This window comes from Stenotrophomonas sp. TEPEL (genome assembly GCF_004348785.1).
GTDB lineage: Bacteria > Pseudomonadota > Gammaproteobacteria > Xanthomonadales > Xanthomonadaceae > Stenotrophomonas > Stenotrophomonas indicatrix.
In genome coordinates this window covers 385,194-409,853 of sequence record NZ_QQXJ01000001.1, presented here as the reverse complement: position 1 = coordinate 409,853, position 24,660 = coordinate 385,194, and the positions used below count along the sequence as shown (strand labels likewise).

Annotated in this window: 21 protein-coding genes and 1 pseudogene; 6 read left to right on the top strand and 16 right to left on the bottom strand. The window is 66.7% G+C overall.

Annotation, left to right across the window (positions count from 1 at the left end; genetic code table 11):
* The first annotated feature begins 66 nt into the window (after positions 1 to 66).
* From purH to purD, 3 genes are read left to right on the top strand one after another with little or no spacing between them, the layout of a single operon-like run.
* Positions 67 to 1,650: a bifunctional phosphoribosylaminoimidazolecarboxamide formyltransferase/IMP cyclohydrolase gene (purH, locus tag TEP_RS01825; RefSeq protein WP_132823948.1), complete on the top strand. Its 1,584-nt coding sequence runs from the start codon at positions 67 to 69 to the stop codon at positions 1,648 to 1,650.
* A gap of 17 nt (positions 1,651 to 1,667) precedes the next feature.
* Entirely contained in the window at positions 1,668 to 2,546 is an 879-nt protein-coding gene (locus TEP_RS01820) for a hypothetical protein (protein ID WP_132823946.1), read from the top strand.
* Between the two features lie 58 nt (positions 2,547 to 2,604).
* Positions 2,605 to 3,888 (top strand): phosphoribosylamine--glycine ligase, encoded by a 1,284-nt coding sequence (purD, locus tag TEP_RS01815; protein WP_132823945.1) that lies wholly within the window; start codon positions 2,605 to 2,607, stop codon positions 3,886 to 3,888.
* A gap of 131 nt (positions 3,889 to 4,019) precedes the next feature.
* Here purD and rpoH read toward each other — a convergent pair whose 3' ends face one another.
* The 6 genes from rpoH to rhlB form a co-directional block, all read right to left on the bottom strand.
* Positions 4,020 to 4,895 (bottom strand): RNA polymerase sigma factor RpoH, encoded by an 876-nt coding sequence (gene rpoH / locus TEP_RS01810; RefSeq protein ID WP_132823943.1) that lies wholly within the window; start codon positions 4,893 to 4,895, stop codon positions 4,020 to 4,022.
* 254 nt (positions 4,896 to 5,149) lie between these two features.
* Positions 5,150 to 5,875, bottom strand: coding sequence for a uracil-DNA glycosylase (gene ung / locus TEP_RS01805; RefSeq protein WP_132823941.1), 726 nt, complete (start codon positions 5,873 to 5,875; stop codon positions 5,150 to 5,152).
* Between the two features lie 9 nt (positions 5,876 to 5,884).
* Positions 5,885 to 6,727, bottom strand: a complete 843-nt coding sequence (locus tag TEP_RS01800) for a response regulator (RefSeq protein ID WP_025878611.1) — start codon at positions 6,725 to 6,727, stop codon at positions 5,885 to 5,887.
* A gap of 7 nt (positions 6,728 to 6,734) precedes the next feature.
* Complete coding sequence (ftsX, locus tag TEP_RS01795) at positions 6,735 to 7,682, bottom strand: permease-like cell division protein FtsX (RefSeq protein ID WP_132823939.1); 948 nt, start codon at positions 7,680 to 7,682, stop codon at positions 6,735 to 6,737.
* 2 nt (positions 7,683 to 7,684) lie between these two features.
* A complete protein-coding gene (ftsE, locus tag TEP_RS01790; RefSeq protein WP_025878609.1) occupies positions 7,685 to 8,371 on the bottom strand; it encodes a cell division ATP-binding protein FtsE in 687 nt (228 codons plus the stop codon).
* A 31-nt stretch (positions 8,372 to 8,402) separates the two neighbouring features.
* Positions 8,403 to 10,130, bottom strand: coding sequence for an ATP-dependent RNA helicase RhlB (rhlB, locus tag TEP_RS01785; RefSeq protein ID WP_132823937.1), 1,728 nt, complete (start codon positions 10,128 to 10,130; stop codon positions 8,403 to 8,405).
* A gap of 511 nt (positions 10,131 to 10,641) precedes the next feature.
* Here rhlB and trxA point away from each other — a divergent pair.
* The 3 genes from trxA to TEP_RS01770 all read left to right on the top strand — a co-directional run bounded on the left by trxA (position 10,642) and on the right by TEP_RS01770 (position 14,782).
* A complete protein-coding gene (gene trxA / locus TEP_RS01780) occupies positions 10,642 to 10,971 on the top strand; it encodes a thioredoxin (RefSeq protein WP_025878607.1) in 330 nt (109 codons plus the stop codon).
* A 229-nt stretch (positions 10,972 to 11,200) separates the two neighbouring features.
* Entirely contained in the window at positions 11,201 to 12,985 is a 1,785-nt protein-coding gene (gene rho / locus TEP_RS01775; protein ID WP_132823935.1) for a transcription termination factor Rho, read from the top strand.
* 222 nt (positions 12,986 to 13,207) lie between these two features.
* On the top strand, positions 13,208 to 14,782 hold the full coding sequence (locus tag TEP_RS01770) for a sensor domain-containing diguanylate cyclase (protein WP_132823933.1): 1,575 nt from the start codon (positions 13,208 to 13,210) through the stop codon (positions 14,780 to 14,782).
* 58 nt (positions 14,783 to 14,840) lie between these two features.
* Here the strand turns inward: TEP_RS01770 and TEP_RS01765 are convergent, their stop codons facing one another.
* From TEP_RS01765 to queF, 10 genes and pseudogenes are all read right to left on the bottom strand, one after another.
* Positions 14,841 to 15,719 (bottom strand): energy transducer TonB, encoded by an 879-nt coding sequence (locus TEP_RS01765; protein WP_132823931.1) that lies wholly within the window; start codon positions 15,717 to 15,719, stop codon positions 14,841 to 14,843.
* Between the two features lie 62 nt (positions 15,720 to 15,781).
* Positions 15,782 to 17,512, bottom strand: coding sequence for a bifunctional isocitrate dehydrogenase kinase/phosphatase (gene aceK / locus TEP_RS01760; RefSeq protein WP_132823929.1), 1,731 nt, complete (start codon positions 17,510 to 17,512; stop codon positions 15,782 to 15,784).
* Positions 17,513 to 17,657: 145 nt separating this feature from the next.
* On the bottom strand, positions 17,658 to 18,017 hold the full coding sequence (locus TEP_RS01755; RefSeq protein WP_025878601.1) for a hypothetical protein: 360 nt from the start codon (positions 18,015 to 18,017) through the stop codon (positions 17,658 to 17,660).
* Between the two features lie 52 nt (positions 18,018 to 18,069).
* Positions 18,070 to 18,486: a roadblock/LC7 domain-containing protein gene (locus TEP_RS01750; RefSeq protein ID WP_132823927.1), complete on the bottom strand. Its 417-nt coding sequence runs from the start codon at positions 18,484 to 18,486 to the stop codon at positions 18,070 to 18,072.
* Positions 18,479 to 19,027 (bottom strand): ATP/GTP-binding protein, encoded by a 549-nt coding sequence (locus tag TEP_RS01745; protein WP_025878599.1) that lies wholly within the window; start codon positions 19,025 to 19,027, stop codon positions 18,479 to 18,481. Before TEP_RS01745 ends, TEP_RS01750 begins: the two co-directional genes overlap by 8 nt.
* Positions 19,020 to 19,958: a hypothetical protein gene (locus TEP_RS01740; protein WP_240790613.1), complete on the bottom strand. Its 939-nt coding sequence runs from the start codon at positions 19,956 to 19,958 to the stop codon at positions 19,020 to 19,022. The genes TEP_RS01745 and TEP_RS01740 overlap by 8 nt, the downstream gene beginning before the upstream one ends.
* 267 nt (positions 19,959 to 20,225) lie before the next feature.
* Positions 20,226 to 22,316 (bottom strand): annotated as a pseudogene (locus tag TEP_RS01735) (NADP-dependent isocitrate dehydrogenase); the annotation flags it as partial.
* 371 nt (positions 22,317 to 22,687) lie between these two features.
* The gene (locus TEP_RS01730; RefSeq protein ID WP_025878596.1) at positions 22,688 to 23,191 is read right to left on the bottom strand and encodes a hypothetical protein; all 504 of its coding nucleotides are present in this window, start codon (positions 23,189 to 23,191) and stop codon (positions 22,688 to 22,690) included.
* 47 nt (positions 23,192 to 23,238) lie between these two features.
* Positions 23,239 to 23,532 (bottom strand): LysM peptidoglycan-binding domain-containing protein, encoded by a 294-nt coding sequence (locus TEP_RS01725; protein ID WP_025878595.1) that lies wholly within the window; start codon positions 23,530 to 23,532, stop codon positions 23,239 to 23,241.
* A gap of 206 nt (positions 23,533 to 23,738) precedes the next feature.
* A complete protein-coding gene (queF, locus tag TEP_RS01720; RefSeq protein ID WP_132823923.1) occupies positions 23,739 to 24,557 on the bottom strand; it encodes an NADPH-dependent 7-cyano-7-deazaguanine reductase QueF in 819 nt (272 codons plus the stop codon).
* Positions 24,558 to 24,660 lie beyond the last annotated feature (103 nt).

The window sequence follows — 24,660 nt, the reverse complement described above, 5'->3', positions numbered from 1 at the left end:
GCGCCCGCCACCGGCCCCCACCGCCTACAATATCGGCCCCGCTCCGCTGCCGATTGCCCTGTCCCCATGACTGCTGATCTGTTGCCCGTCCGCCGGGCCCTCCTCTCCGTTTCCGACAAGACCGGCCTGGTCGAGCTGGCCACCGCGCTGGCTGCACGCGGCGTGGAGCTGCTGTCCACCGGCGGCACCGCCAAGGCGATCCGCGATGCGGGCCTGGCCGTGAAGGACGTCGCCGAGGTCACCGGCTTCCCGGAAATGATGGATGGCCGGGTCAAGACTCTGCATCCCATGGTGCATGGCGGCCTGCTGGGCCGCTCCGGCCTGGACGACGCGGTGATGGCCGAGCATGGCATCGGTGCCATCGATCTGCTGGTGCTGAACCTGTACCCGTTCGAATCGGTCACCGCCAAGGCCGACTGCACCCTGGCCGACGCGGTGGAGAACATCGACATCGGCGGCCCGGCGATGCTGCGCTCGGCGGCCAAGAACTTCGCCCGCGTGGCGGTGGCCACCGACCCGTCGCAGTACGCCGAACTGCTGGCCTCGCTGGATGCCAACGACGGCCAGCTGTCGGCCGGCACCCGTTTCGCCTTCTCGGTGGCCGCATTCAACCGCGTTGCCCAGTACGACGCGGCGATCAGCAACTACCTGTCGGCCGTCACCGCCACCGACGCCGCCGTGCCGGTGCGTGCCGAGTACCCGGCGCAGATGAATTCCACCTTCGTGAAGGTGATGGACCTGCGCTACGGCGAAAACCCCCACCAGAGCGGCGCGTTCTATCGCGACCTGCATCCGGTGCCGGGCACGCTGGCCACCTTCCAGCAGCTGCAGGGCAAGGAGCTGAGCTACAACAACCTGGCCGATGCCGATGCAGCCTGGGAATGCGTGCGCCAGTTCGACGCGCCGGCCTGTGTCATCGTCAAGCATGCCAACCCGTGCGGCGTGGCCGTTGGCGCCGGCAACGGCGATGCCTACGAGCTGGCCTATGCCACCGACCCGACCAGCGCCTTCGGCGGCATCATCGCCTTCAACAAGCCGCTCGATGCAGCCACCGCGCAGGTGATCCTGGACCGCCAGTTCGTTGAAGTCCTGATTGCGCCGGACTACGAACCGGCCGCGCTGGAATTCGCGCAGAAGAAGGCCAACGTGCGCGTGCTGCGCATTCCGCACGGCGACGGCCTGAACAACTTCGACAACAAGCGCGTGGGCTCCGGCCTGCTGCTGCAGTCGTCGGACAACCGCGGCATGACCCGCGACGAACTGAAGGTGGTCAGCAAGCTGGCACCGACCGACAAGCAGTTCACCGACCTGCTGTTCGCCTGGAAGGTCGCCAAGTTCGTGAAGTCCAACGCAATCGTCTATGCCAAGGACAACCGCACCATCGGCGTGGGTGCCGGCCAGATGAGCCGCGTCTACTCGGCACGCATCGCCGGCATCAAGGCGGCCGATGCGAACCTGGTGGTCGAAGGTTCGGTGATGGCCTCCGATGCATTCTTCCCGTTCCGCGACGGCATCGATGCCGCTGCCGCCGCCGGCATCAAGGCAGTGATCCAGCCGGGCGGTTCGATGCGCGATGCCGAAGTCATCGCCGCCGCCGACGAACATGGCCTGGCCATGGTGTTCACCGGCGTGCGCCACTTCCGCCACTGATTGCTGGAGCGACACGGATGTCTGCCGTCTCTTTGAAACCACTTGCCGTGCTCGCCTTCGCTGGCACGGCCCTGCTCGCCGGCTGCAGGCCGGCTGCCGAACCCGCATCTGCCCCGCAGGCAGATGCGGCAAAGCCCGCCGCCAGCGAACCGGCGGCGCATGTCAGTCGCACCGCGCGTCTGCAGGCGTTCCTGACCGGGCGTTACGGCAAGGACGCCACGCTTTCCGGCCAATGGCGCGGCAGCTGGACCCAGGACGATGAAACGCGCGCGATCGACTGGCAGGTCTGCGCCGAGCAACCGGTGGTGACCGGTGACAGCTGGCAACAACTGCTGGCGGTGTGCGGTGCGCTGGTCGATGGTGCGCATATCGACCCGGGAACGATCGATTTCTTCGTGCTGCAGCCCAAGGGCAATGGCTTCGGGGTGACCAGCGAGCTGACCGGCGAGCGCTTCGGCAGTGGTGGCCAGCCCGGCACCGCCAGCATCATCCGCGCCGGCAGCGATTTCTACGGCTTCCGCGTCGAGGATGGCTGGTTCGGCCAGGGCTTCTCGCTGCTCTCGCAGACCCTGATCCTGCCGGGCCCGAAAGGCCTGGCCAGCACCGGCAACGTGCGCAGCCACATCGACAACGACGCCCAGTACGAATGCGAGAACGTCGACGCGGCCGCCGATCCCGATGCCGCCGAAGACTGCCTCACCCGCCGCTTCAGCATCGATTTCGCGCTGCGTTTCGACGACAGCGACCGCAATGCGCGCATCTGGCCACTGCTGATCGACGAAACCGGAACCACCTGTGGTGGCAAGCAGGTCCGGCAGGAACACCGTTTTACCCTCGACCCGAAGACCTGGGCCTATTCCTTCCCCGAATCGCTGCGACGCGAAGGCTGCGAGTGAGCCACGCGCGCCGCCGGGGATATCGATCTTCCCTTCCCACGCAATCTGGAATCTCGTGATGAACGTACTTGTCATCGGCTCTGGCGGCCGCGAACACGCCCTGGCATGGAAGCTGGCCCAGTCCTCCCGTGTCACCGAAGTGATCGTGGCGCCCGGCAACGCCGGCACCGCCAGCGAAGACAAGTGCCGCAACGTGGCGGTGAAGGTGACCGATATCGACGGCCTGCTGGCGCTGGCCCAGGCCGAAGGCGTGGCGCTGACCGTGGTCGGCCCGGAAGTACCACTGGTGGCCGGCGTGGTCGACCGCTTCCGCGCCGCCGGCCTGCGCATCTTCGGGCCGACCGCCGCCGCCGCGCAGCTGGAAGGCAGCAAGGCCTACGCCAAGGACTTCCTGGCCCGCCACAACATCCCCACCGCGTTCTACTCGGTGCATACCGAGATCGAGCCGGCACTGGCCTACCTGCGCGAGAAGGGCGCACCGATCGTGGTCAAGGCCGACGGCCTGGCCGCAGGCAAGGGCGTGATTGTGGCCATGACCCTGGCCGAAGCTGAAGACGCAGTGCGCGACATGCTCTCGGGCAACGCCTTCGGCGATGCCGGCGCACGCGTGGTGATCGAGGAATTCCTCGACGGCGAGGAAGCCAGCTTCATTTCGATGGTCGATGGCGTGCATGCACTGCCGATGGCCACCTCGCAGGATCACAAGCGCGTCGGCGACGGCGACACCGGCCCGAACACCGGCGGCATGGGTGCGTACTCGCCGGCCCCGGTGGTGACGCCGGACGTGCACGCCCGCGTGATGCGCGAGGTGGTGAACCCGACTGTGCAGGGCATGATCGCCGATGGCATCCCGTTCACTGGTTTCCTCTACGCCGGCCTGATGATCGATGCCAGCGGCGCGCCGAAGGTGATCGAGTTCAACGTGCGCTTCGGTGACCCGGAAACCCAGCCGGTGATGCTGCGCCTGCAGTCGGACCTGGTCGACCTGGTGGACGCGGCGATCGATGGCCGCCTGGACCAGGTGGACGCGCAGTGGGATCCGCGCCCGTCGCTGGGCGTGGTGCTGGCCGCCAGGCCGTATCCGGAATCGCCGATCACCGGTGACGTGATTTCCGGCCTGGACGACGTGCCTGCCAGTGCCAAGGTGTTCCATGCAGGAACGACGCTGGATGCGCAGGGTCAGGTGCTCAGCGCCGGTGGCCGCGTGCTGTGCGTGGCGGCGCTGGGCGACAGCGTGCGCGACGCTCAGGCGAACGCGTACGCGGGCGTGGCGAAGGTGACCTGGGCCAACGAGTTCCACCGCACCGACATCGGCTGGCGGGCGATCGCGCGGGAAATCTGAGACCGCGCTGATCCACGCGTGGCGTGGATCTACTGGATCGCGAAGTAGATCCACGCCATGCGTGGATGAGCTTCACAAAAAAAAAGGCCCGGCAATGCCGGGCCTTTCCATTGCTCAAACGCTTCGCCGCCTTACGCGGTGAACAGCGCCTTCATCTTCTTCAGCGCGTTCGCTTCAACCTGGCGGATACGCTCGGCCGATACGCCGTACTCGTCCGCCAGCTCCTGCAGCGTCACCTTGCTGTCCGCATCCAGCCAACGGCGGCGGATGATGTCGCGCGAACGCGCATCCAGTTCCGCCAGGCCTTCGCGCAGCAGCTTCATCTGGTTGTCTTCGCTGTCCTCGCGCTCGTAGGCCATCGACGGGTCTTCGTCATCGGCCACCAGATACGCAGCCGGCGACGGCGGCGCGTGGTCGTTGTCTTCATCGGTCGGCGCATCGAAACCGATATCGCGGCCGGACAGGCGCGACTCCATTTCCAGCACCTCGCGCTCGGACACGTTCAGGTCCTTGGCCACCGCGCTGACTTCGGCCGCGTTCATCCAGCCCAGGCGCTTCTTCGACTTGCGCAGGTTGAAGAACAGCTTGCGCTGCGCCTTGGTCGTGGCGACCTTCACGATGCGCCAGTTCTTCAGGATGAACTCGTGCATCTCGGCACGGATCCAATGCACGGCGAAGGACACCAGGCGCACGCCCATGTCGGGGTCGAAGCGCTTGACCGCCTTCATCAGGCCGATGTTGCCTTCTTGGATCAGGTCGCCCAGCGCAAGGCCGTAGCCGTTGTAACCGCGCGCCACGTGCACCACGAAGCGCAGGTGCGAATGCACCAGCTCACGGGCAGCGTCCAGATCGTTGCCGTCGCGGAAGCGACGGGCCAGGTCCTGTTCGTTATCGACCGACAGCACCGGGATCTGGTGCACGGCACCGATATAGGCGTCCAGCGAACCGAGCGCACTGGGAATCGGCAGATTGTTTGCCACAAGGGCAGTAGAGGTGTTCTGGCTCATAGGCACCCATCTTAGCAGTCTGGGATTTGGACTGCTAAAGGAGGAAAAAGTTCCAGCATTCCACTGATGAAACACTGGTCCCAAACAGAAGCCTACCGTAGCGCGATTTGATGACAGTGGCGAGCGCGCTTTTCGGGATACACAATCCCTTGGAATTCAACCCACTAGCGCGGAAAGCCCGGCTATTGCGGGTCAAAGGCAGCTGAACGGGTGGCGGTTTCGCCCATTCAACAGGGGGCAGCGTTGTTCGCCGTTCAGCCCGATGGCGCCAGCGTCGCCCGCGGCGGCAGCGACCAGTCGACCGGCGCCTGGCCACGGCGCTGCAGGTACTCGTTGGCCATCGAGAAATGACGGCAGCCGAGGAAGCCGCGGTGGGCCGACAGCGGCGAGGGATGCGGGGCTTTCAGCACGCGGTGGCGGCCGGTATCGATCACCTTGCCCTTCTGCTGCGCGTAGGCACCCCAGAGCATGAACACCAGGCCCTCGCGCTCACGGTTCAACACGTCCACCACGTGGTCGGTGAAGCCTTCCCACCCGTGCCCCTGGTGCGCACCGGCCTTGCCCTCTTCCACCGTCAGCACCGCGTTGAGCAGCAGCACGCCGCGCTGCGCCCACGGGATCAGGCAGCCGTGGTCCGGGCGGGCAATACCGAGGTCACCCTCGATTTCCTTGTAGATGTTCAACAACGACGGCGGCACCGGCACGCCCGGCTGCACCGAGAAACTCAGGCCATGGGCCTGTCCACGGCCGTGGTACGGGTCCTGGCCGAGGATGACCACTTTCACCTGATCGAACGGGGTCGCATCGAAGGCGGCGAAGATCTGCGGTCCAGGCGGGAACACCGCCGCACCGCTGGCCTTGCGCTGCCGCAGGAAGCTGGACAGCTCGCGCATCTGCGGCTGCAGCAGGTAATCGCCCACACGCTGTTTCCAGCTCGGCTCCAGCTGGATCGCCGGGGTATCCACTACTTCATCGATCATCGCAACACGTCATCGCAACAGGGGTCCATCATTCAACCGGGCCAGCCGCAGCTGGAACAGCACCTTGGTGATCAGCAGGCGCTCTTCGATCGGCTTCAGCACCAGGTCGTTGGCGCCGGCCTGCAGGAGGCCGGTCTGGTTGTGCGGATTGCCATCGCCGGTCATCACCAGCACCGGCAGGCGGCGCTTGCCATAGCCGAAGTCCACGCGTACGCGCTGCACCACGTCGCGACCGCTCAGCTCTCCCTTCAGGGTCACATCGGTCAGCACCAGATCGATGCGATGGCGGCTGCGCCCCAGCGATTCGGCGGTGAGCAGGGTAAACGCTTCTTCGGCGCTGACCACATGCATCACGTTGAGCTGCTGGCGCTCGAGCATGCGCTTGGTCGCCTCGGCCACCACCCGGCTGTCCTCGATGTAGAGGATGGTCGCGCCGGGAATGGTCTGCGGCTGCACGTAGCCGCGCACGAAGGTCGCCAGGGCCTCGTGGCCCAGCGATTTGTCGAAGTAGTCGGTGACGTACTCGGTGAAGCGACGCTGCTCCAGGTGCTGCTGGGCGTCGCCGGAGACCACGATCACCGGCACATAGGCCTGCCCTGCCGCTTCGCGCACCATCCGCGCCAGCGCCAGGCCGTCGCCATCGCGCAGGGTCAACGAGGTGGTGACCAGATCGACCGGCCCCTGCGCCAGCGCATGCTGTGCGTCTTCGATGCTGTCGCAGCCGATCACCTCCACGCCCGGCAGATCGCGCTGCAGGACATCGGCGATCAGCTTGCGCACCAGCTTGGAGCCGTCAACCACCATCACCCGCGTCGCGGGCCCTTCAAGGTGCTTCAGCGCTTGCGGTTGCATGCCGGTCTCAGGTGTCGGTCGGGCGGGTCTGGCGGAGGAAGTGACCGGTCACCAGCCATGCACCCAGCCAGCCCAGCAACAAGGTGCCAAGCAGCACCAGGCTGCCATGCAGCAGGTCCAGGCCATGCAGCACGAACGGGCTGCCGTAGCTGCGCGACAGCTCGGCCAGCGGCGCGCGCAGGGCGGCACCGGCGATGCCGATCAGGCCCAGCGCGACCGCACCGGCGCCCAGGCCATACCAGGCGCCCAGGTACAGGAACGGGCGGCGGATGAAACCATCGCTGGCGCCGAGCAGCTGCAGCACGCCGATTTCCTCGCGGCGGGCCTGGATGTCCAGGCGCACGGTGTTGCCGACCACCAGCGCGGCACCGGCGCCGAGCAGCACCGACAGCACCTGCACCAGCCGCGCACCGAAGGCCAGCCAGGCATCCAGGCGTTGCCGCCACAGGGCATCGTGCTGCACCAGGTCGGCACCGGGCAGGCTTTCCAGCGCGCGTGCCAGCCGTGCATCGTCCTGGCCCTGGCCGGGGGTGACCACCAGCAACGAGGGCAACGGGTTGTCGTTGAGTGCGTCGATGGCTTCGCCGAGGCCGGCTTGGCGCAGTTCCTCCAGGCCCTGCTCCGGCGTGCGCACGGTGACATTGGCCACGTCCTGGCGGTCGCGCAGCTCCCCGGCCAGGCGCAGCGCACCCGGGCCGTCGACGTCCGCCTTCAGGAAGACATTGATGTCGCGCGACTGCTGCACGCTGCCGGCAAACTGCTTGAGGTTGTCCAGCGCGATCGACAGGCCCAGCGGCAGCGCCAGGGCCAGCGCCATGACCATCACGGTCAGCAGCGTCGCCCACGGTTTGCGGCAGGCACGGCCGAGGCTGAACACCACGCTGTGCATGTGATGCTGGAACCACACGCCCAGGCGCGACGGCGCAGCGGCTTCGGTGTTTTCGTTCTTGGCCATGGTTACTCCGCCAGATCCTGCGGCGAGATGTCGTCCACCAGCCGGCCGTGGTCGAGGATCAGCACGCGCTTGCGCATGTGGCGCAGCAGCGGCAGGTCATGGCTGACCACCAGCACGCTGGTGCCGCGCGCGGGCAGCTCGGCGAACAGGGACATGATCTCGGCCGCAAGGGTTGGATCGAGGTTGCCGGTCGGCTCGTCGGCCACCAGCAGCTTGGGCTCGCCGACGATCGCCCGGGCGATGCCGACGCGCTGCTGCTCACCGGCCGACAGCTGCGAGGGCAGCGCCTTCTCGCGGTGGCCAAGACCCATGCGCTCGAGCACCGAACGCACGCGCTTGTTGATGTCGCCACGGCGAGTGCCGCGCAGGATCAGCGGCAGGGCCACGTTCTCGGCGATGGAGCGGTCCATCAGCAGGCGGTGGTCCTGGTAGACCGCGCCGACCGCGCGTCGATGCCGCGGCACATCACCGCCGCGCACCTTCAGCAGGTTGCGCTCGTCAAACATCACCGCGCCGCGGCTGGGCCGCTCGTCCAGGTGGATCAACTTGAGCAGGGTGCTCTTGCCCGCCCCGGAGTGACCGGTGACGAACAGCATTTCGCCCGGCGCGACCTCGAAGCTGACATCGGTCAGGGCTTCGTGGCCACCGGCGTACTGTTTGCTGACATTGTCGAAGCGCAGGACACTCATGCCCCGATTATGCAGGACCGGCGCTACCGGCTTAATTGCCCGACAGCATCCGGCGGATCTTGCGGCCGATACGGGTCAGGAACGAGTCGCCGGCATCGGCGCTGGTACGCACCGGCTTGGCCACCACCTGCACCGGGGTAACCGGGCTGGCGCCGTTGCCGGCGTTGCTTGCCAGAGCTTCGGCGCCCTCGACCGGACGGCCGTGGCGACGACGACGACGCTTGCGCGGCTTGCGCTCGCCGTCCACCGCACCTTCCGGCGCAGCTTCAGCACGCGGCGGACGCGGGGCCTGCACGGCGGCAGCTTCAGCCGTCACCGCACCCTCGACCGCGGCGGCAGCAACCTGCTCACCTTCCACACGCGGCTTGCGCGGGCCACGCGGACGGCGTTCGCCGCTGCGCTCGCCATCGCGGCCGCCACGGCCACCACCGCCACTGCCGGAACGACCGCCACTACGGCCGCCGCCACGACGCTCTTCCTCGGCGGCGCGCGCTTCGCGTGCTTCGCGGAAGATCTGGCCGACGCTTTCGTTCTCGTCGCCTTCCTCGCCCGGTGCCGGGGCGGCACGCTCGGGGCGCGGCAGCGACGTCAGGATCTCGCTGGTGACCGCTTCGACCGGGATCTTCTGTTCGATGTAGGCCTCGATGTCCGGCAGGCCCATCGCATAGCGCTCGCAGGCGAAGCTGATGGCATCGCCTTCCTCGCCCAGGCGGGCGGTACGGCCGATGCGGTGCACGTAGTCTTCGGCGTCGAACGGCAGATCGTAGTTGTAGACGTACTTGATGCCATCGATATGCAGGCCGCGGGCGGCCACATCGGTGGCCACCAGGATTTCCAGTTGGCCCTTCTGGAAGCGGTTGAGCAGGCTCTCGCGCTTCTTCTGCGGCACGTCGCCGGACAGCACGCCAACGCGGTAGCCGGCGCGCTCCAGCGAACGGGCCACGCGCTCGACGAACACCTTGGTGTTGACGAAGACCATGGTGCGCGCGCCTTCGCTGCGCGACAGCAGGCCCAGCAGCAGCGGGATCTTCTCTTCGTCGGCCGGGAAATAGATGCGCTGGCGCACACGCGCGGCGGTGATGGTCTCCGCTTCGACCACCAGCTTCTGCGGCTCGTTCATGTGCTCATAGGCCAGCTCGAGCACGCGGTGGCTCAGGGTGGCGCTGAACAGCAGGGTCTGCCGGGTGGAACGCTCGGGCATGCGGCGCAGCAGGAAGCGGATGTCCTTGATGAAGCCCAGGTCGAACATGCGGTCGGCTTCGTCCAGCACGCAGATCTCGCAGGCGTGCAGCGACACCACCTTGTGCTGCTTGACGTAGTCGATCAGGCGGCCGGGGGTGGCGATGATCACGTCCACGCCCTGCTGCAGCAGCTCGCGCTGCTTGTCGTAATCCACGCCGCCGTAGACCAGCGCGAAGCGCAGGCCAAGCTCGGAACCGAACTTCACCGCATCCTTGTGGATCTGGATGGCCAGTTCGCGGGTCGGCGCCAGGATCAGTGCGCGCGGGTCTTCCGGCTTGCGGTCGGCCAGTGCCGGGCGGGTCAGCAGGCGGTTCACGACAGCGACCAGGAAGGCCAGCGTCTTGCCGGTGCCGGTCTGGGCCTGGCCGGCGACGTCGCCACCGGGCAGCGCGACCGGCAGGGTCAGCGCCTGGATGGGCGTGCAGCGGGTGAATCCGGCTCCTTCAAGACCGGCCTGCAGGGCCGGATGCAGATCAAAGGAGGAAAAAGTCAAATCGGTCAGCGGTTTGTCGCTCATGTGTCCGTCTTGGTATGGCCACGCGCCTGCGGGCGGCGGCACTGAAATCTGTCTGGGGCTCCGTCGCAAACTGCGGCCCCTGCGGCGGGTCGGGCTGGCCGGGACCCCTCGGTCCGCGCGCCGCACAATGCCCCAGTTTACCGCACTCGGGCCGACAAACCGGAACCCGGCGTCTCACGCCATACGGAGACGAACGTCTTCACACCGCAATACCGCGCTTGAACAGCGGCGCAGGCTCCCATGGCCTACTCCGCCAGCATCCCCATTTCAGCCATGGACAGTGACATCGGACACATACCGGGCTCAGCACCGATCACGATACGCTGGGTTCCAGCCAGCATCTGTCCCTGCCCTGCGATAGGGGTACACTGCCGGCCGTGAGCGTCCAGGCATCCCGCCGAACGCACCGTGGCAGTCCGCCGCGAGGCAACGACGAGGGTCACGCCACCGGGCATGGCCCAGTTCACCCACCTCCGGCCTGGCCGGGTGCAATCCAAGACGAGAAACCAAGATGAGCGACAAGGTTGTACACGTCGGCGATGCCGACTTTGATAGCGCCGTACTGAATTCCAAGGAACCGGTGCTGGTCGATTTCTGGGCCGAGTGGTGTGGCCCGTGCAAGATGATCGCCCCGGCGCTGGATGAACTGGCCGATGCCTACCAAGGCCGCGCCAAGATCGCCAAGGTCAACGTGGACAACAACCGCGCCCTGGCCGCCAAGTACCACGTGCGTTCGATTCCCTACCTGGTCGTCTTCAAGGACGGCGAGAAGGTTGGCGAGCAGATCGGTGCCGTTGGCAAGGCCCAGCTGGCCGGCCTGCTGGACAAGGCCCTGGCCTGATCCCGCAGGTTACCGGCAGCCGTTTTGCACGGCTGCCGGGCGGGCGCCCCCGCACCTGACTGAATACCGTATCCGGCGACCCTTGCGTGGCGCCGCAGGCCGATGATAGTGTCGGCATATCCGGCCGCGTTCGCGTGCCGCATCTTCTGGACGCAGTCTCTTCCAGACCCATTCCCAATGTTCGCCGCCCCAGCCGGGCGCTCGCACCTTCAAGCGAGGAATAACGCTCTTGTCCGATAACACTTCCGAAACCGGTAGCGCTGAAGCGCCCGCCGAAAAGCGCGTGCGCAAAGCCCGCGTGACCAAGGCTGCCGCTCCGGCCGCCGCCGAAACCAGCGCCGCCCCAGCGCAACCTGCCCTGCCGCTGGCAGCCGCGCCCGAAGCGCCGGCACCGGCCGCACCGGCCGCAGCGCCTTCCGCGCCGAGCGCACCCGCCGCCGAGGCCCCTGCCAGCAGTGGCGGCGGCGAAGGCGGCGAGGGCCGCGAATCCGGCCAGCCACGGCAGTCGCAGCAGAACAACCAGGGCGGCGGTCAGAACCAGAACCCCTACAACCAAGGCGGCCAGCAGGGCCAGCAAGGCCAGGGCAACCGCCGTGACCGTTTCCGCAACCGCCGCGACCGTGATCGCAATGGCGGCGGCGGTGGTGGTGGCAACGGCGGTCGCTTCCGCGACGACGGCATGCCCAACGACAACGGCGAACAGCAGCCATTCGTGCCGCGCCCGCACGCCAACGTGCCCGAAGGCTTCCCGGTCTATTCGCTGAGCGACCTCAAGCGCATGCCGGCCCAGAAGCTGCTGGAGATCGCCGAGCAGCTGCAGATTTCCGAAGGCGTGGCCCGTGCCCGCAAGCAGGATGTGATCTTCGCGCTGCTGAAGGTGCTCACCCGCCACGGCGACGGCGTTGCCGCCGACGGTGTGCTGGAAATCCTGCCGGACGGCTTCGGCTTCCTGCGCGCTGCCGAGGCCAGCTACCTGGCCGGCCCGGACGACACCTACATTTCGCCCAGCCAGATCCGCCGCTTCAACCTGCGTACCGGCGACCACCTGTCCGGGCGCATCCGCTTCCCGAAGGACGGCGAGCGCTACTTCGCGCTGTCGATCGTGGACACCATCAACGGTGAGCCGCTGGAAGCGTCGAAGAACAAGGTGCTGTTCGAGAACCTGACCCCCCTGTTCCCGCGTCGCCGCTTCACCCTGGAGCGTGGCAACGGTTCGTCGGAAGACATCACCGGCCGCATCCTCGACCTGATGGCACCGCAGGGCAAGGGCCAGCGCTCGCTCATCGTGTCCCAGCCGAAGGCCGGCAAGACGATGATGATGCAGCAGGTGGCCACGGCCATCACCACCAACCATCCGGACGTGCACCTGATCGTGCTGCTGATCGACGAGCGCCCGGAAGAAGTGACCGAAATGCAGCGCACCGTGCGCGGCGAGGTCATCAGCTCGACCTTCGACGAACCGGCCGCGCGCCACGTGCAGGTGGCCGAAATGGTCATCGAGCGTGCCAAGCGCCTGGTCGAACACAAGAAGGACGTGGTGATCCTGCTCGACTCGATCACCCGCCTGGCGCGTGCCTACAACAACGTCGTGCCGAGTTCGGGCAAGGTGCTGACCGGTGGTGTGGACGCCAACGCCCTGCATCGCCCCAAGCGCTTCTTCGGTGCCGCACGCAACGTGGAAGAAGGCGGCAGCCTGACCATCATCGCCACCGCGCTGGTCGATACCGGCTCGAAGATGGACGAGGTGATCTACGAAGAGTTCAAGGGCACCGGCAACAGCGAAGTGCACCTGAGCCGTCGCATCGCTGAAAAGCGCGTGTTCCCGGCCATCGACATCAACCGTTCCGGCACCCGTCGCGAAGACCTGCTGATCGAGCCGGAGCTGCTGCAGAAGATCTGGATCCTGCGCAAGCTGCTGCATCCGATGGATGAAATGACGGCGATGGAATTCCTGCTCGACAAGATGAAGAACACCAAGTCCAACGACGAGTTCTTCGGTTCGATGAAGCGCTGATCGCGCGGCATTGACGGAATACGGAAAGCCCCGCAGTGCGGGGCTTTTTCTTTGGGTGGCGGCAGGGCAAACGGCTTCACTTCGCGGCCCGGTGATTTGGCGATAATCTGCAGGGCAAATGCCTGACTCTCCGCCCCGACCGCGCTGGCCGGGCCGCCGATTTCCGCTGTTGCCCCATCCGGAGGATCCGGCGGGTCCAGCCCTGCACGATTCTTCAACCGCATGCGCACGCTGTCCCCCCGCCTCAACCTGGGCAAGCTGATCCTTGCCCTGGCCCTGCTCAGCGCCATCATCGCCTTGGCCAATACGCTGCTTGCCAGCTATCGCGTGCAGCGCGACCAGCTGGTGGGCAACACCCTGGAAGCCAACCGGGTGTACGCGACCAAGCTGGCCGAGACCACGCAGGACTTTCTGCTGGCCGCGCAGCAGCAGCTGGCCTATGCCGCCACCCGGCTTGGCAACAGCGACATGGATCCAGCCCAGGCGCAGGACGAGGCCCGTCGCCTGCAGCTGCAGTCCAGCAGCTTCAACTCCTCGCTGGTGGTGGCCAACGACGGGCGGGTGATCGCGACCTCGCCGCAGAGCCTGCAGCTGCAGGGTGAGATACTGCGCAGCGCTGGCAACAAGGCAGCGTTGGACCGGCGCCAGCCGATGATCAGCGATCCCTACCAGTCGGCCACCGGCAAGCTGCTGATCTCGATCTCGCACCCGGTATTCGACCGCAGCGGCCAGTACCGGGGCTATGTCAGCGGCACGCTGTACCTGCGCCAGCGCAGTGCACTCAACACCCTGCTGGGTACGCACTATTACCGGGATGGGTCTTACCTGTACGTGGTGGACCGCCATGGTCGCCTGATCTACCACATCAATCCCCGGGAAGTGGGCACGTATGCGCTGAACAACCCGGCGGTGAAAGCGGTGATGCGCGGCCAGCGCGGAGCGCAGCAGGTGCGCAACAACCACCAGGTGGCGATGCTGGCCGGTTACGCGCCCGTCGCGGCAACCGGCTGGGGCATCGTTGCGCAGCGCCCCACCGAGGCGACGCTGCAGCCGCTGTCACGGCTGATGTCGGCGGTGATCTGGAATGCCATTCCGCTGGGCGTGTTGTCGCTGCTGATCACCTGGTGGTTCGCCCGCCGCATTTCGCTGCCGCTGTGGCAGCTTGCCCGCAACGTGCAGGACGGCGAGGACACCGGCAATGCGATCAGCCACGTCAATGGCATCCGCGCCTGGTACTTCGAAGTGGCACAGCTGAAACAGGCGGTGCTTTACAACTTCAATGCGCTGCAGGACCGGATCGGCACGCTCAACCGCGCCAGCCGCACCGATCCCCTGACCGGCCTGCTCAACCGTCGCGGGCTGCAGCAGGCGCTCGACGCGCTGCAGGCGCAGGGCCTGCCGTTTGCGATCCTGACCCTGGATATCGACCGCTTCAAGTCGATCAACGACAGCCACGGTCACGATGTCGGTGACGCAGCCATCGTGCATATCGCCGAACAGATGCGGCGGCATTCGCGCGAGACCGACGTGCTGTGCCGCGCCGGTGGTGAGGAGTTCCTGGTGCTGTTGCCGGGCGTTGGCATCGAAGCGGCCCGGCAGGCCGGCGAGCGCCTGCGCCTGGCCATCGCCGACGAACCGTTCGCTCCGGTGGGCACCATCACCGTGTCACTGGGCGTGGCCCACTTCCCCAGTTTCCATACCGATCCGGAACAGGCACTGCGCTTGGCCGACAAGGCCCTGTACCTGGCCAAGGAACAGGGCCGCAACCGGGTGGTGGTGTACCCGCACGCCGATTGAGCACGTTGATTCAAGCGGAATGCGCCGGGACGGGCCCGGTGCATCCCGCAATCACGCTTCAGCCCAGCGGGGTGAGCAGGCGCGGGCCTTCCTGCGCACGACCCACCATGTACACGCCGCCTTCGGGCAGCAGATCGCTTCCGGCGACCTGGGTTTCCTCGCCGGTCTTCCATGGCGCCCGTTGGCGCGGGCCGGGAATGTACGCGCTCCAGCGGCCGTAACGCTCACGCGAATCCTGGAAGGCGAAGCGCACCGGCACGCGCACGGACCAGAAATCGCGATCCTTGTCCTCGCCGGTAGTGGGCGGGTTGAACGTCCAACGCTTGGCGCTATTGACGCTGGCCTTGGCCAGGATATCGCGCAGCTGGTTCATCGCGCGCGCGTTGCCAATCACGGTCAGGTTGGTCTGCTCGGCGATCACATCGGCCACTCTGCCATCGCGGCCGACCTTGATCATCAGCATGACCGTGCCCTCCCCCTGCATGGCCACTGCCTGCGGTGGGTAATCCGGCCCGCGCAGTCCTTTGCTGGTCACCCTGTCGGTGCTGACCTCACGCTCGCCACCCACCTTGCTGAAATTGGCATCGACCAGGCGGACCCGCATGGTGCCCTCGGCAGCATTGTCGGCCATCAGCCGCAGGCGCACCGCAGTGCGTGCCTGCACCGGCGCGCCATTGACCAGCACCGGTTCGAAACGCCAGCCCTGCACGGCCTTGTCCACGAAATCGGCAATACCCGCGTCGATTTTCTCGCGACGGTCGAGCTGGAACCCTTCAACCTGGCCTTCGCGGCCGATGTCGATGACGCCACTGAGGGTCATGCTGGCTTCGGCCTGCCTGCGCACCTCGCGCGCGGTCTGCGCATCGGCGGTATCGATCAGGGCGGCACCGCCAGACACCGCAAGGGCCAGTGCGAGGAAAAGAGAAGAACGTATCATTGCCGATCCTTGGTGATGAAAGTGCCGAGATTACCCGAGTTCCACACGCTCCGCGCGGCCGATCACGCCAACCGCTGCGCAGCCGAGTACGGTGGGGTGTCCGGATAGTCGCCCGCCGCAAAGCGCGCCTGCAGTCCCTGCCACCAGGCGGGGTCGAACAGATGGCGATAGTGCTCGCGCACCGCTGCCAGTTCCTGTGCCGGCAAGCCCATGAACGGCCCGAACCGCTCGGGGAAAACATCGCGCGGACCGACATGGAACCAGGGCTCATCGGCCATCGCTTCTTCCGGAGAGCTTGGCTTGGGCCAGGCCCGGAATACGCAGTCGCTGACCAGGCACAACTCGTCGTAGTCGTAGAACACGGCACGGCCGTGGCGCGACACGCCGAAGTTCTTCGGCAGCATGTCACCGGGGAAGATGTTGTTGCGCGCCATGTCGGTGATCGCCTGCGCGTAGTCGAGTACCGCTGCGCGCACGGCCTCGCCAGCCTGTTCGCGCAGATAGAGATTCAATGGCCGGAAGCGACGCTGCACGTAGCACAACGCGATCTCCACCTCGTCGCCATCCACGCGCACGCTCTGCGCGCACTGCTGCAGCAGCTCGTCCAGCAGCGCCGGGGCGAAGCGTTCGCGCGGGAAACGCAGGTGCCGGTAGGGCTGTGCGTCAAGCAGGCGACCGACGCGGTCGAGGTTGAACACCAGGGCATACTTTTCCTCCACCTGCTGACGGGACATCGTCTTGGGCCAGGCGAAACGATCACGGATCAGCTTGAACACCAGCGGGTAGCTGGGCAGGGTGAACACCGCCATGACCATGCCCGGCGTGCCTTCGGCATGCGCCAGACGCTCGTTCGGGTGTTCATTGAAGTGGCGGAAGAACGTCCGGTAGCGCTCGGTCTTGCCCTGTTTGGCGCGTCCGAGCACGGTATAGATCTCGTCGATCGGCTTGCCCGGCAGCAGGCTGCGCAGGAACACCACCGCATCGCCAACCGTACCCAGGTCAGCCTGGAAATAGCTGCGCGACACGCCGAACAGATGGGCCACATCGCGCCGCCGGGTCAGCACGGCATCGGCGCGCAGGCCCCGGTCGTCGTTGACCAGCGCGATCACGCACGGCGAGAAACGGTGTTCACCAAACACACGCCCGACCAGATAGGCACGACGCTCGCGGTAGAACACGGTATCGAGCAGTTCGATGCTGCGTACCGGCGTGTCGCCCCAGTGCGCCAGATCGTCCTGCAGGCGCACGGCGATGGCGGCGGCGCAGCGCAGCTGGTGCGCATACGGAACATCGAAGCGGTAGTCGGCCAGCACCCGTTGCAGCGCCTCTACCGGCCGCGTCGGCGAGACCGCGTAGGTGTGGCGGGCCACCGGATGGGTGATCGCATCGGAGGGCTCGACATCGAAAGCGATGAACTCCACTTCCGGGTCCACACCGCGGATGGCGAACAGCCGCCGCGACAACGTGTTGTAGAAGGTCTTGTACAGCTCGGCGTCGATCAGGCCCTGCAGCAGGGCACTGAAGTGCGCGTGCACCTGCAGCCACAGCGCGCGTTCGCTGATGGCGTCACCGGCCAGCCGCCGCAGCGCATCCATCTGCTCGGCGATGCACTGGTCGTACAGAGCGATGCGCTCCACCGCATCGTGGCGCGCCGCCGCCCAGTCGCGCTGCTGGAAACGCACCCGGGCACGCGCCGTAATCGCAGCGAAGCGGGCGTGATACTGCTCGAAACCATCGCGGATGGCCTCGGCGATGCGCGGTGCCAGTTCGGTTGCAGTGACGGGATCGGACATGCACGACGTATCCGGGGGAAACCGACCTCACCATACGCTGGCGTGTGTGATGCCGTCGAGCGCGCAGACGGTGCCGCCCGCTGGCCGGCACCCTCTGGGCCCCCTTGGATGCAGGCAGGTGCCGGCCAGCGGCCGGCACTACCCTTCAGATCGCCAGTTCGGCCTCCACGTCCTGCACCTTGCGCCGCGCCAGGGCGAGGTTGGACTTGGTCCGGTCCAGCACGATGTAGAAGAACAGGCCCTTCTTCTTCGCCACCGGGCGCATGATGTGATACGCCTTGCCGAGCGAGATCAGGATGTCCTCGATGCCATCGTTGAGGTTGAGCGAGGCGGCGGTTTTCATCTTCGCGCGGATCACTTCGGTGTTGCCGGCCGCCGCCACTTCCATGTCCATGCCCGAACCGGCCTCGCCCAGCAGCATGCCGCTTTCGTAGTCGACCAGCGCCACGGCCTGCGCGCCATCGATACCCATCAGTGCAGTCAACGAATCATTCAATCCAGCCACGTTGCACCCCTCTCAATGTTGGTTCGAGCCCCTCGTTTCCCCGCGGCCGGGCTCACGATCCGCTGAGTTCGGCCAGGATCGCCTGGCCACATTCCCTGCTCTGCCACAGCACCTGGCCGATCACGCTGCGCTGGTCGCAGGCCGCCATCAGCAGCAGCGGCGCTCGCCCCTCGGCCTGGATGGCCAGCATCAGCACCTTGCCGCCGGCGGCCTCCAGCATCAGTGTCTGCAGATCGCCCAGCGCCAGTTCGCGCCCCACTGCCGCAGCCAGGGCCAGCATCGCGCTGGTCATCGCCGCCAGGCGTTCGCCACGCCCATCCGCACCAGCACTGACCAGGGCAAAGCCATCGACGCTGGCCAGCACCACGGTCCGCACCCCTTCCACCCGCTGCTGCAGGTCCTGCAGCAACGGCTGCAGGCGCTCGCGCTGCTGCGCGTCCGGCAACGGCGCGCCTTGTCCATCAGCCATGTGCGGCCACCAGTGCATGCGCTTCCATTTCGCTCATCAGTACGTCCATCAGCAGCAGTCCTTGTTCGCGATCACGGGCATCCACCGCCAGCAACGGCAGCGGCTGGCCATCGAGCCGGGCGCGCTCGGCCCAGTCATCCAGTGCCGCTGCCGGCACCTGGTCAAGATGGGTCACCGCCACCACCAGGGCCAATGCCGGGCCGAACGGGCGCAGCACCTGCAGGTAGGCGTCCAGCTCGGCGGCCACCCCGGCACGGCGCGCATCCAGCAGCAACACCGCACCGCGCGCGCCCTGCAGCAGGATCGGCCACAGGAAATCAAAGCGCTGCTGGCCAGGCGTGCCATACAGGCGCAGCCTCTCGCCGTTGGGCAGGTCGATATCGGCGTAGTCCAGCGCCACCGTGGTCGAAGCCTTGTCGGCCCCCGCGCGGTCGCTGTTGGCTACGTCGGTGTCGACCACCGCACCGGCAGCGATGCTGCGCACCAATGTCGACTTGCCGCTGCCCATGCCACCGAGCACCACCACCTTGTGCTCACGCATCGCGATCACTCCCGCGCAGCGTGCGCCACAGGCGTGCGAGCAGGCCGTTGTCGGCGGTGCTGGCACGCGCACCCGCCAGCGGTACTGCAGGTGCGACCTGCAACTGCGCATAGCCGCACAGGTAGGCGGCGTGGATGAAATCGCGCACGGCGGCGGCGGGAAGATCCAGCAGCATCGCGCATTCGTCCACCGTGCAGGCACGCTTGAGCAGCAGCGAACATAGACGGAAGCCATCGTGATCGTGGCCGAGCACGCGGAAGTCCGGCCAGCGCAGCAGCTTCACCGACGCCCCGCGCAGGCGATCATCCAACGCCTGCCAGTGACGGCTGCGCTGCGCCCATTGCCACAGCAACGGACGCAACGGCAGTCGCGTGCGGTCACCCGCCAGTGCCTGCAGCTGCGCCGGCAGCAGCGCATCCAGATACAGGTGCTCGAAGCCCTGCGCCAGCCGTTCCACCAGCACCGTAGCCGGCTCGTGCAGCAGCACCGCCTGGTCCTGTTCCAGATCCAACAGCAGCAGCGGTTCTCCACCCTCGCCCAGCAGCGCCTGGCCCTGCCGCGATGGCAGCCGCTCGCGCAGCAGGCGGGTGATCGCGTGCGCGCCGTCAGCCAGGCGGATCGGTGTCGCGTCGGTGCCGGTCTGCATGCCGCGCAGCGCCCGTCCTATCGCGCCATCATCCAGTACGTCCTGGCCGCCATCGCCCTCGCGCAATTGGCCGCCGAGGTCCTCGATCCAGCAGTGCAGGCGCGGGCGCTGCTGGCGCATGCGCAGTGCCGCGTTGCGCAGCGCAGGCGTATCGCGGATCACCAGCAGATCGCAGTCGTCCAGGTCCTGGCTGCGGCGGATCTGCCCGTCCGGCAGCGCCGAGGCCAGCCGCAGCCGCTGCAGCAGGGCCTGTTCGCCCTGGATGTCGGTTCCCACTACGAGCACGCGTGCCGTCCGTGTTCCCCGTGCGACCACCTCCCCGGCGGTCTCGCACCGCCAAGGCTAGGCCATGGCTTGCCGCCATCGTCGTGATCAACTGCTCATATTGCTGGCAGTGGTGAACATGCATGCATCCGTTCTGCGACGGCCACCGCGGGCAAGTTTCATGCCGTGTTGACGGCGTTCCGACAGATGACGGATTTCACGGTTCCGGGCCCGAGTACATCCACGCCATGGGTGGGGTCAGATCCCTCTGCGGTACAGAGGGATCTCAACGATCTTCTGCTCGTTGTCGGCCAGCGCCTTGGCCAGCGGAGCAAAGCGTGCCTGCAGTGCGGCATCTTCGTTCTGCGCTGCCAGGGCCTGCGCCCAGTACAGGGCGATATAGAAGTGGCTGCCACGGTTGTCGATGCCACCGAGCTTGCGCGAGGGCGACTTGTCGTTGTCCAGGAACTGGCCGTTGGCCTCGTCCAGCGCCTTGGCCAGCACGCGGGCGGCAGCGTTGTCGTAGCGGTTGCCCAGGTGCTCCAGCGACGCGGCCAGGGCCAGGAATTCACCCAGGGAATCCCAACGCAGGTAGTCCTCTTCGACGAACTGCTGCACGTGCTTCGGCGCCGAACCGCCAGCGCCGGTCTCGAACAGGCCGCCACCGGCCATCAGCGGCACGATCGACAGCATCTTGGCGCTGGTACCCAGCTCCATGATCGGGAACAGATCGGTGAGGTAATCGCGCAGCACGTTGCCGGTCACCGAAATGGTGTCCTCGCCCTTGCGGATGCGGGCCAGCGAGAAGGTGGTCGCTTCCACCGGCGGCAGGATGCGGATGTCCAGGCCGGTGGTGTCGTGGTCCTTCAGGTACGTCTCGACCTTGGCGATGACCTGCGCGTCGTGGGCGCGGGCGGCGTCCAGCCAGAACACGGCCGGGGTGCTGCTCAGGCGCGCGCGTTCGACGGCCAGCTTGACCCAGTCCTGGATCGGCGCGTCCTTGGTCTGGCACATGCGCCAGATGTCACCGGCTTCCACGGCGTGTTCGAACACCACGTTGCCGGCCTCGTCGGTGACCTTGACCACGCCGTCGGCAGCGATCTGGAAGGTCTTGTCGTGCGAGCCGTACTCTTCAGCCTTCTGCGCCATCAGGCCGACGTTGGGCACCGAGCCCATGGTGGCCGGGTTGAAGGCACCGTTGCTGCGGCAGTCGTCGATGACGGCCTGGTACACACCGGCATAGCAACGGTCCGGAATGACCGCCTTGGTGTCCTGCAGCTTGCCTTCGGCATTCCACATCTTGCCGGAGTCGCGGATCATCGCCGGCATCGAGGCGTCGACGATCACGTCGCTCGGCACGTGCAGGTTGGTGATGCCCTTGTCCGAGTTGACCATGGCCAGGCCCGGACGCTGCGCGTACTCGGCCTGCAGGTCGGCTTCGATGGCGGCACGGGTGGCTTCGGGCAGCGACGGCAGGCGCGCGACCAGATCACCGATGCCGTTGTTGGCATCGAAACCGGCCTGCTTGAGCGTGTCGGCGTGCTTGGCGAGCACGTCCTTGTAGAACTCGTTGACGACCACGCCGAACATGATCGGGTCGGAGACCTTCATCATGGTCGCCTTCAGGTGCAGCGAGAACAGCACGCCCTGGGCCTTGGCATCGGCGATCTGCGCATCGATGAAGGCGGCCAGCGCCTTGCGGCTCATCACTGCCGCGTCGACGATCTCACCGGCCTTGACCGCGGTCTTTTCCTTCAGCACGACGGTGCTGCCGTCCTTGCCGTGCAGGGTGATCTTCAGCGCGCCGGCGTTGGCCAGGGTGGCCGACTTCTCGCTGCCGTAGAAATCACCCGCGTCCATGTGCGCGACGTGCGACTTCGAATCGGACGCCCAGGCGCCCATGCGGTGCGGGTGCTTGCGGGCGTAGTTCTTCACCGACAGCGGCGCGCGCCGGTCGGAATTGCCTTCGCGCAGCACCGGATTGACTGCGCTGCCCTTGACCTTGTCGTAGCGCGCCTTGTAGTCGCGCTGCTGGTCGTCGGCCGGGGTTTCCGGGTAATCCGGCAGCGGATAGCCCTGGTCCTGCAGTTCCTTGATGGCGGCCTTCAGCTGCGGCACCGAGGCGGAGATGTTCGGCAGCTTGATGATGTTGGCGTCGGGGGTGGTCGCCAGCTGGCCCAGCTCGGCCAGGTCATCGTTGACCTTCTGCGCATCGCTCAGCAGTTCCGGGAACAGCGACAGGATGCGGCCGGACAACGAGATGTCACGGGTTTCCACTGCGATGCCCGCGGTGGAGGTATAGGCGTCGACGATCGGCAGCAGCGACTGGGTGGCCAGGAACGGTGCTTCGTCGGTCAGCGTGTAGAGGATCTTGGACATGGGGGACTTGGACTCTGTAGCAGTGCTCAGGGGAAGGCCGGCGCCAGCGCCGGGCCACGTGCAACCGTGTCACTTTCCCCGCCGCCGTCAGGGTGGGCGCGCGCCGGGGAAACCCCTGCATTGTCGCGTTTTCAGCCGCGCGGGGCAAAGCCGTGCCATACGCGGCGGTACTGCACGCCGGTAACGCTGTGATCCATCCACGCATGGCGTGGGTCTGCGGAAACATCCCCGCGCGAGGATGGGCCAGGTATCTGCACCTGTAGATCCACGCCTTGCGTGGATGAGGCCTTCCCGCAAAGCCACCAACAAAAAAGGACGCAGCCTCGCGGCTGCGTCCATCGTGAGTCCAACCGGGAGAGAGTCGGCGGGACTTACTTGACCTCGAACTCCTGCGGCGTTCCGGCCGCCTTACCATCAACCATGACTTCGGCGCGGTACTTGCCGGCCGGCCAGCCATTGGCATTCTTGAAGGTGATGTTGGTGGTCTCTGCACCGCTGGTGTTCAGGGTTGCGTTCTGCTCACCGGCCACCTGGCCATCCTGGAAGGTCAGCTTGGCGCCGACGGTGACATTGTTGGCCGCGCCATCGGTCTTCACCGAGACGATGACATCATCCTTCGGCGCGAACAGGGCGGCCGTGGTCACCGACTTGTCAGCTGCGGCGGTCTTGCCGACAGTGACCGCCGATACCGCCACGGCCGATGCAGCCATCGGCGGCGGCGCGCCGGTCATCGGCGCGGGCGCTTCGGCCGGGGTGGTTGCCGCCGGAGCTGCGTTGTTGTCTGCGGTTTCTTCCTTCTTCTTGCAGCCCACCAGGGCAACGCTGCCCAACAGCGCGGCCAGCAGGGCATTCTGAAGCGGGGTCGTCTTGATCATTCGGGGTTCCTCCAAGGATTGTTCGGACGGCGATTGGATCGCCGGTATTACTTCGGCGGCAGTTTCAGGGTCTGGCCCGGGAAGATCTTGTCCGGGTCGTCGAGCACATCGCGGTTGGCTTCGAAGATCTTCTTCCAGGCGTTGGCATCGCCCAGGTGCTGCTTGGCGATCTTCGACAGCGAATCCCCCTTCTGCACGGTGTAGGTGCCACCGCTGACAACCTCGGCGGTACTGTCCACCGAGGCACTGACGCCGGAAAAGTCCGCCTTGGGGACCTGCTGGGCGGTACTGTCGACGCTGCCACTGACGCCGGAGAAATCGGCTTTCTTCTCGGTACTCATCCACACACTCCCGTCTGTATGACTACATGGCTGGCACGGTGTCATAGAGGTTGTTAAATGGGGATGGTGCCGATGTGAAGCCGCCCCCCGGAGCGGCTGAACAATCGGGGCCCAACCGGGAGCGCTGGGCCATGGCGGGCGGCTCCGTATAGGGCCGCTGCGCTCGCCGGGCATGGCCCGGCGCTACCTGTAACCGCCTGCGGAGGTTACTGCCGCAGTTCGCGGTAGGTCGCGGCCGGGGCGGCGATGCCGGGGCTGGCGCGCCACGGGTTGATGTCCAGGCCACCGCGACGGGTATAGCGGGCTTCGACTTCCAGCCACTGCGGCCGGCAGCGCGCGGACACTTCACTGAAGATGCGCTCGACGCACTGCTCATGGAACTCGGCGTGCTCGCGGTAGCTGACCAGGTAGCGCAGCAGGCCGGCACGATCGATCTGCGGGCCGCGGTAGCGCAGGCTGACGGTGGCCCAGTCCGGCTGGCCGGTGACCGGGCAGTTGGACTTCAGCAGGGCCGAGACCAGGGTCTCCTCCACCAGCGCATCGGCGTTGGCCGACAGGTAGTCCGCCTGCGGCGGGCCATAGCAGTCGATGTCCACCTCAAGGCCGTCGATCGACTCGCCCAGCGGTGATTCGCGCAACGCCGGCAGGCCGAACGTGACCTGGACCGGGGCGCCGGCGCAGGCCGACAGGTCGGCAACGAGGCGCTCGCGCAGGGCTTCGGCACTGTCGATGCGGGTGCTGTTGAGGGAGTTCAGGTACAGCTTGAACGACTTCGATTCGATCAGCCGCGGCGAGGTGCACGGCACCTGCACGGTGGCGACGGCGACCTGCGGTTTGCCACGAAGGTCGAGCCAGCTCAGCTCGAAGGCGTGCCAGCGGTCATGGCCGACGAAGGGCAGCGCGGCCTCGTCCAGACCGATCTCGACACGGGCGCCGACGCGCGGGATGGGAAACAGCAGGGCGGGATCGTACTGCGACGGGTAACTGACCTCGCGACCGAGGCTGGAATCCTGTGGGGTGTTCATGGTGCTTATTGTATCGCGCGCAGAGCGGGCCTTCGGCCGGGTCGGCCAACGGCGGAGCCCCTCCGTGGTGGGTGAATGCTGGACCCCCGGGGCTGGCCGGGAG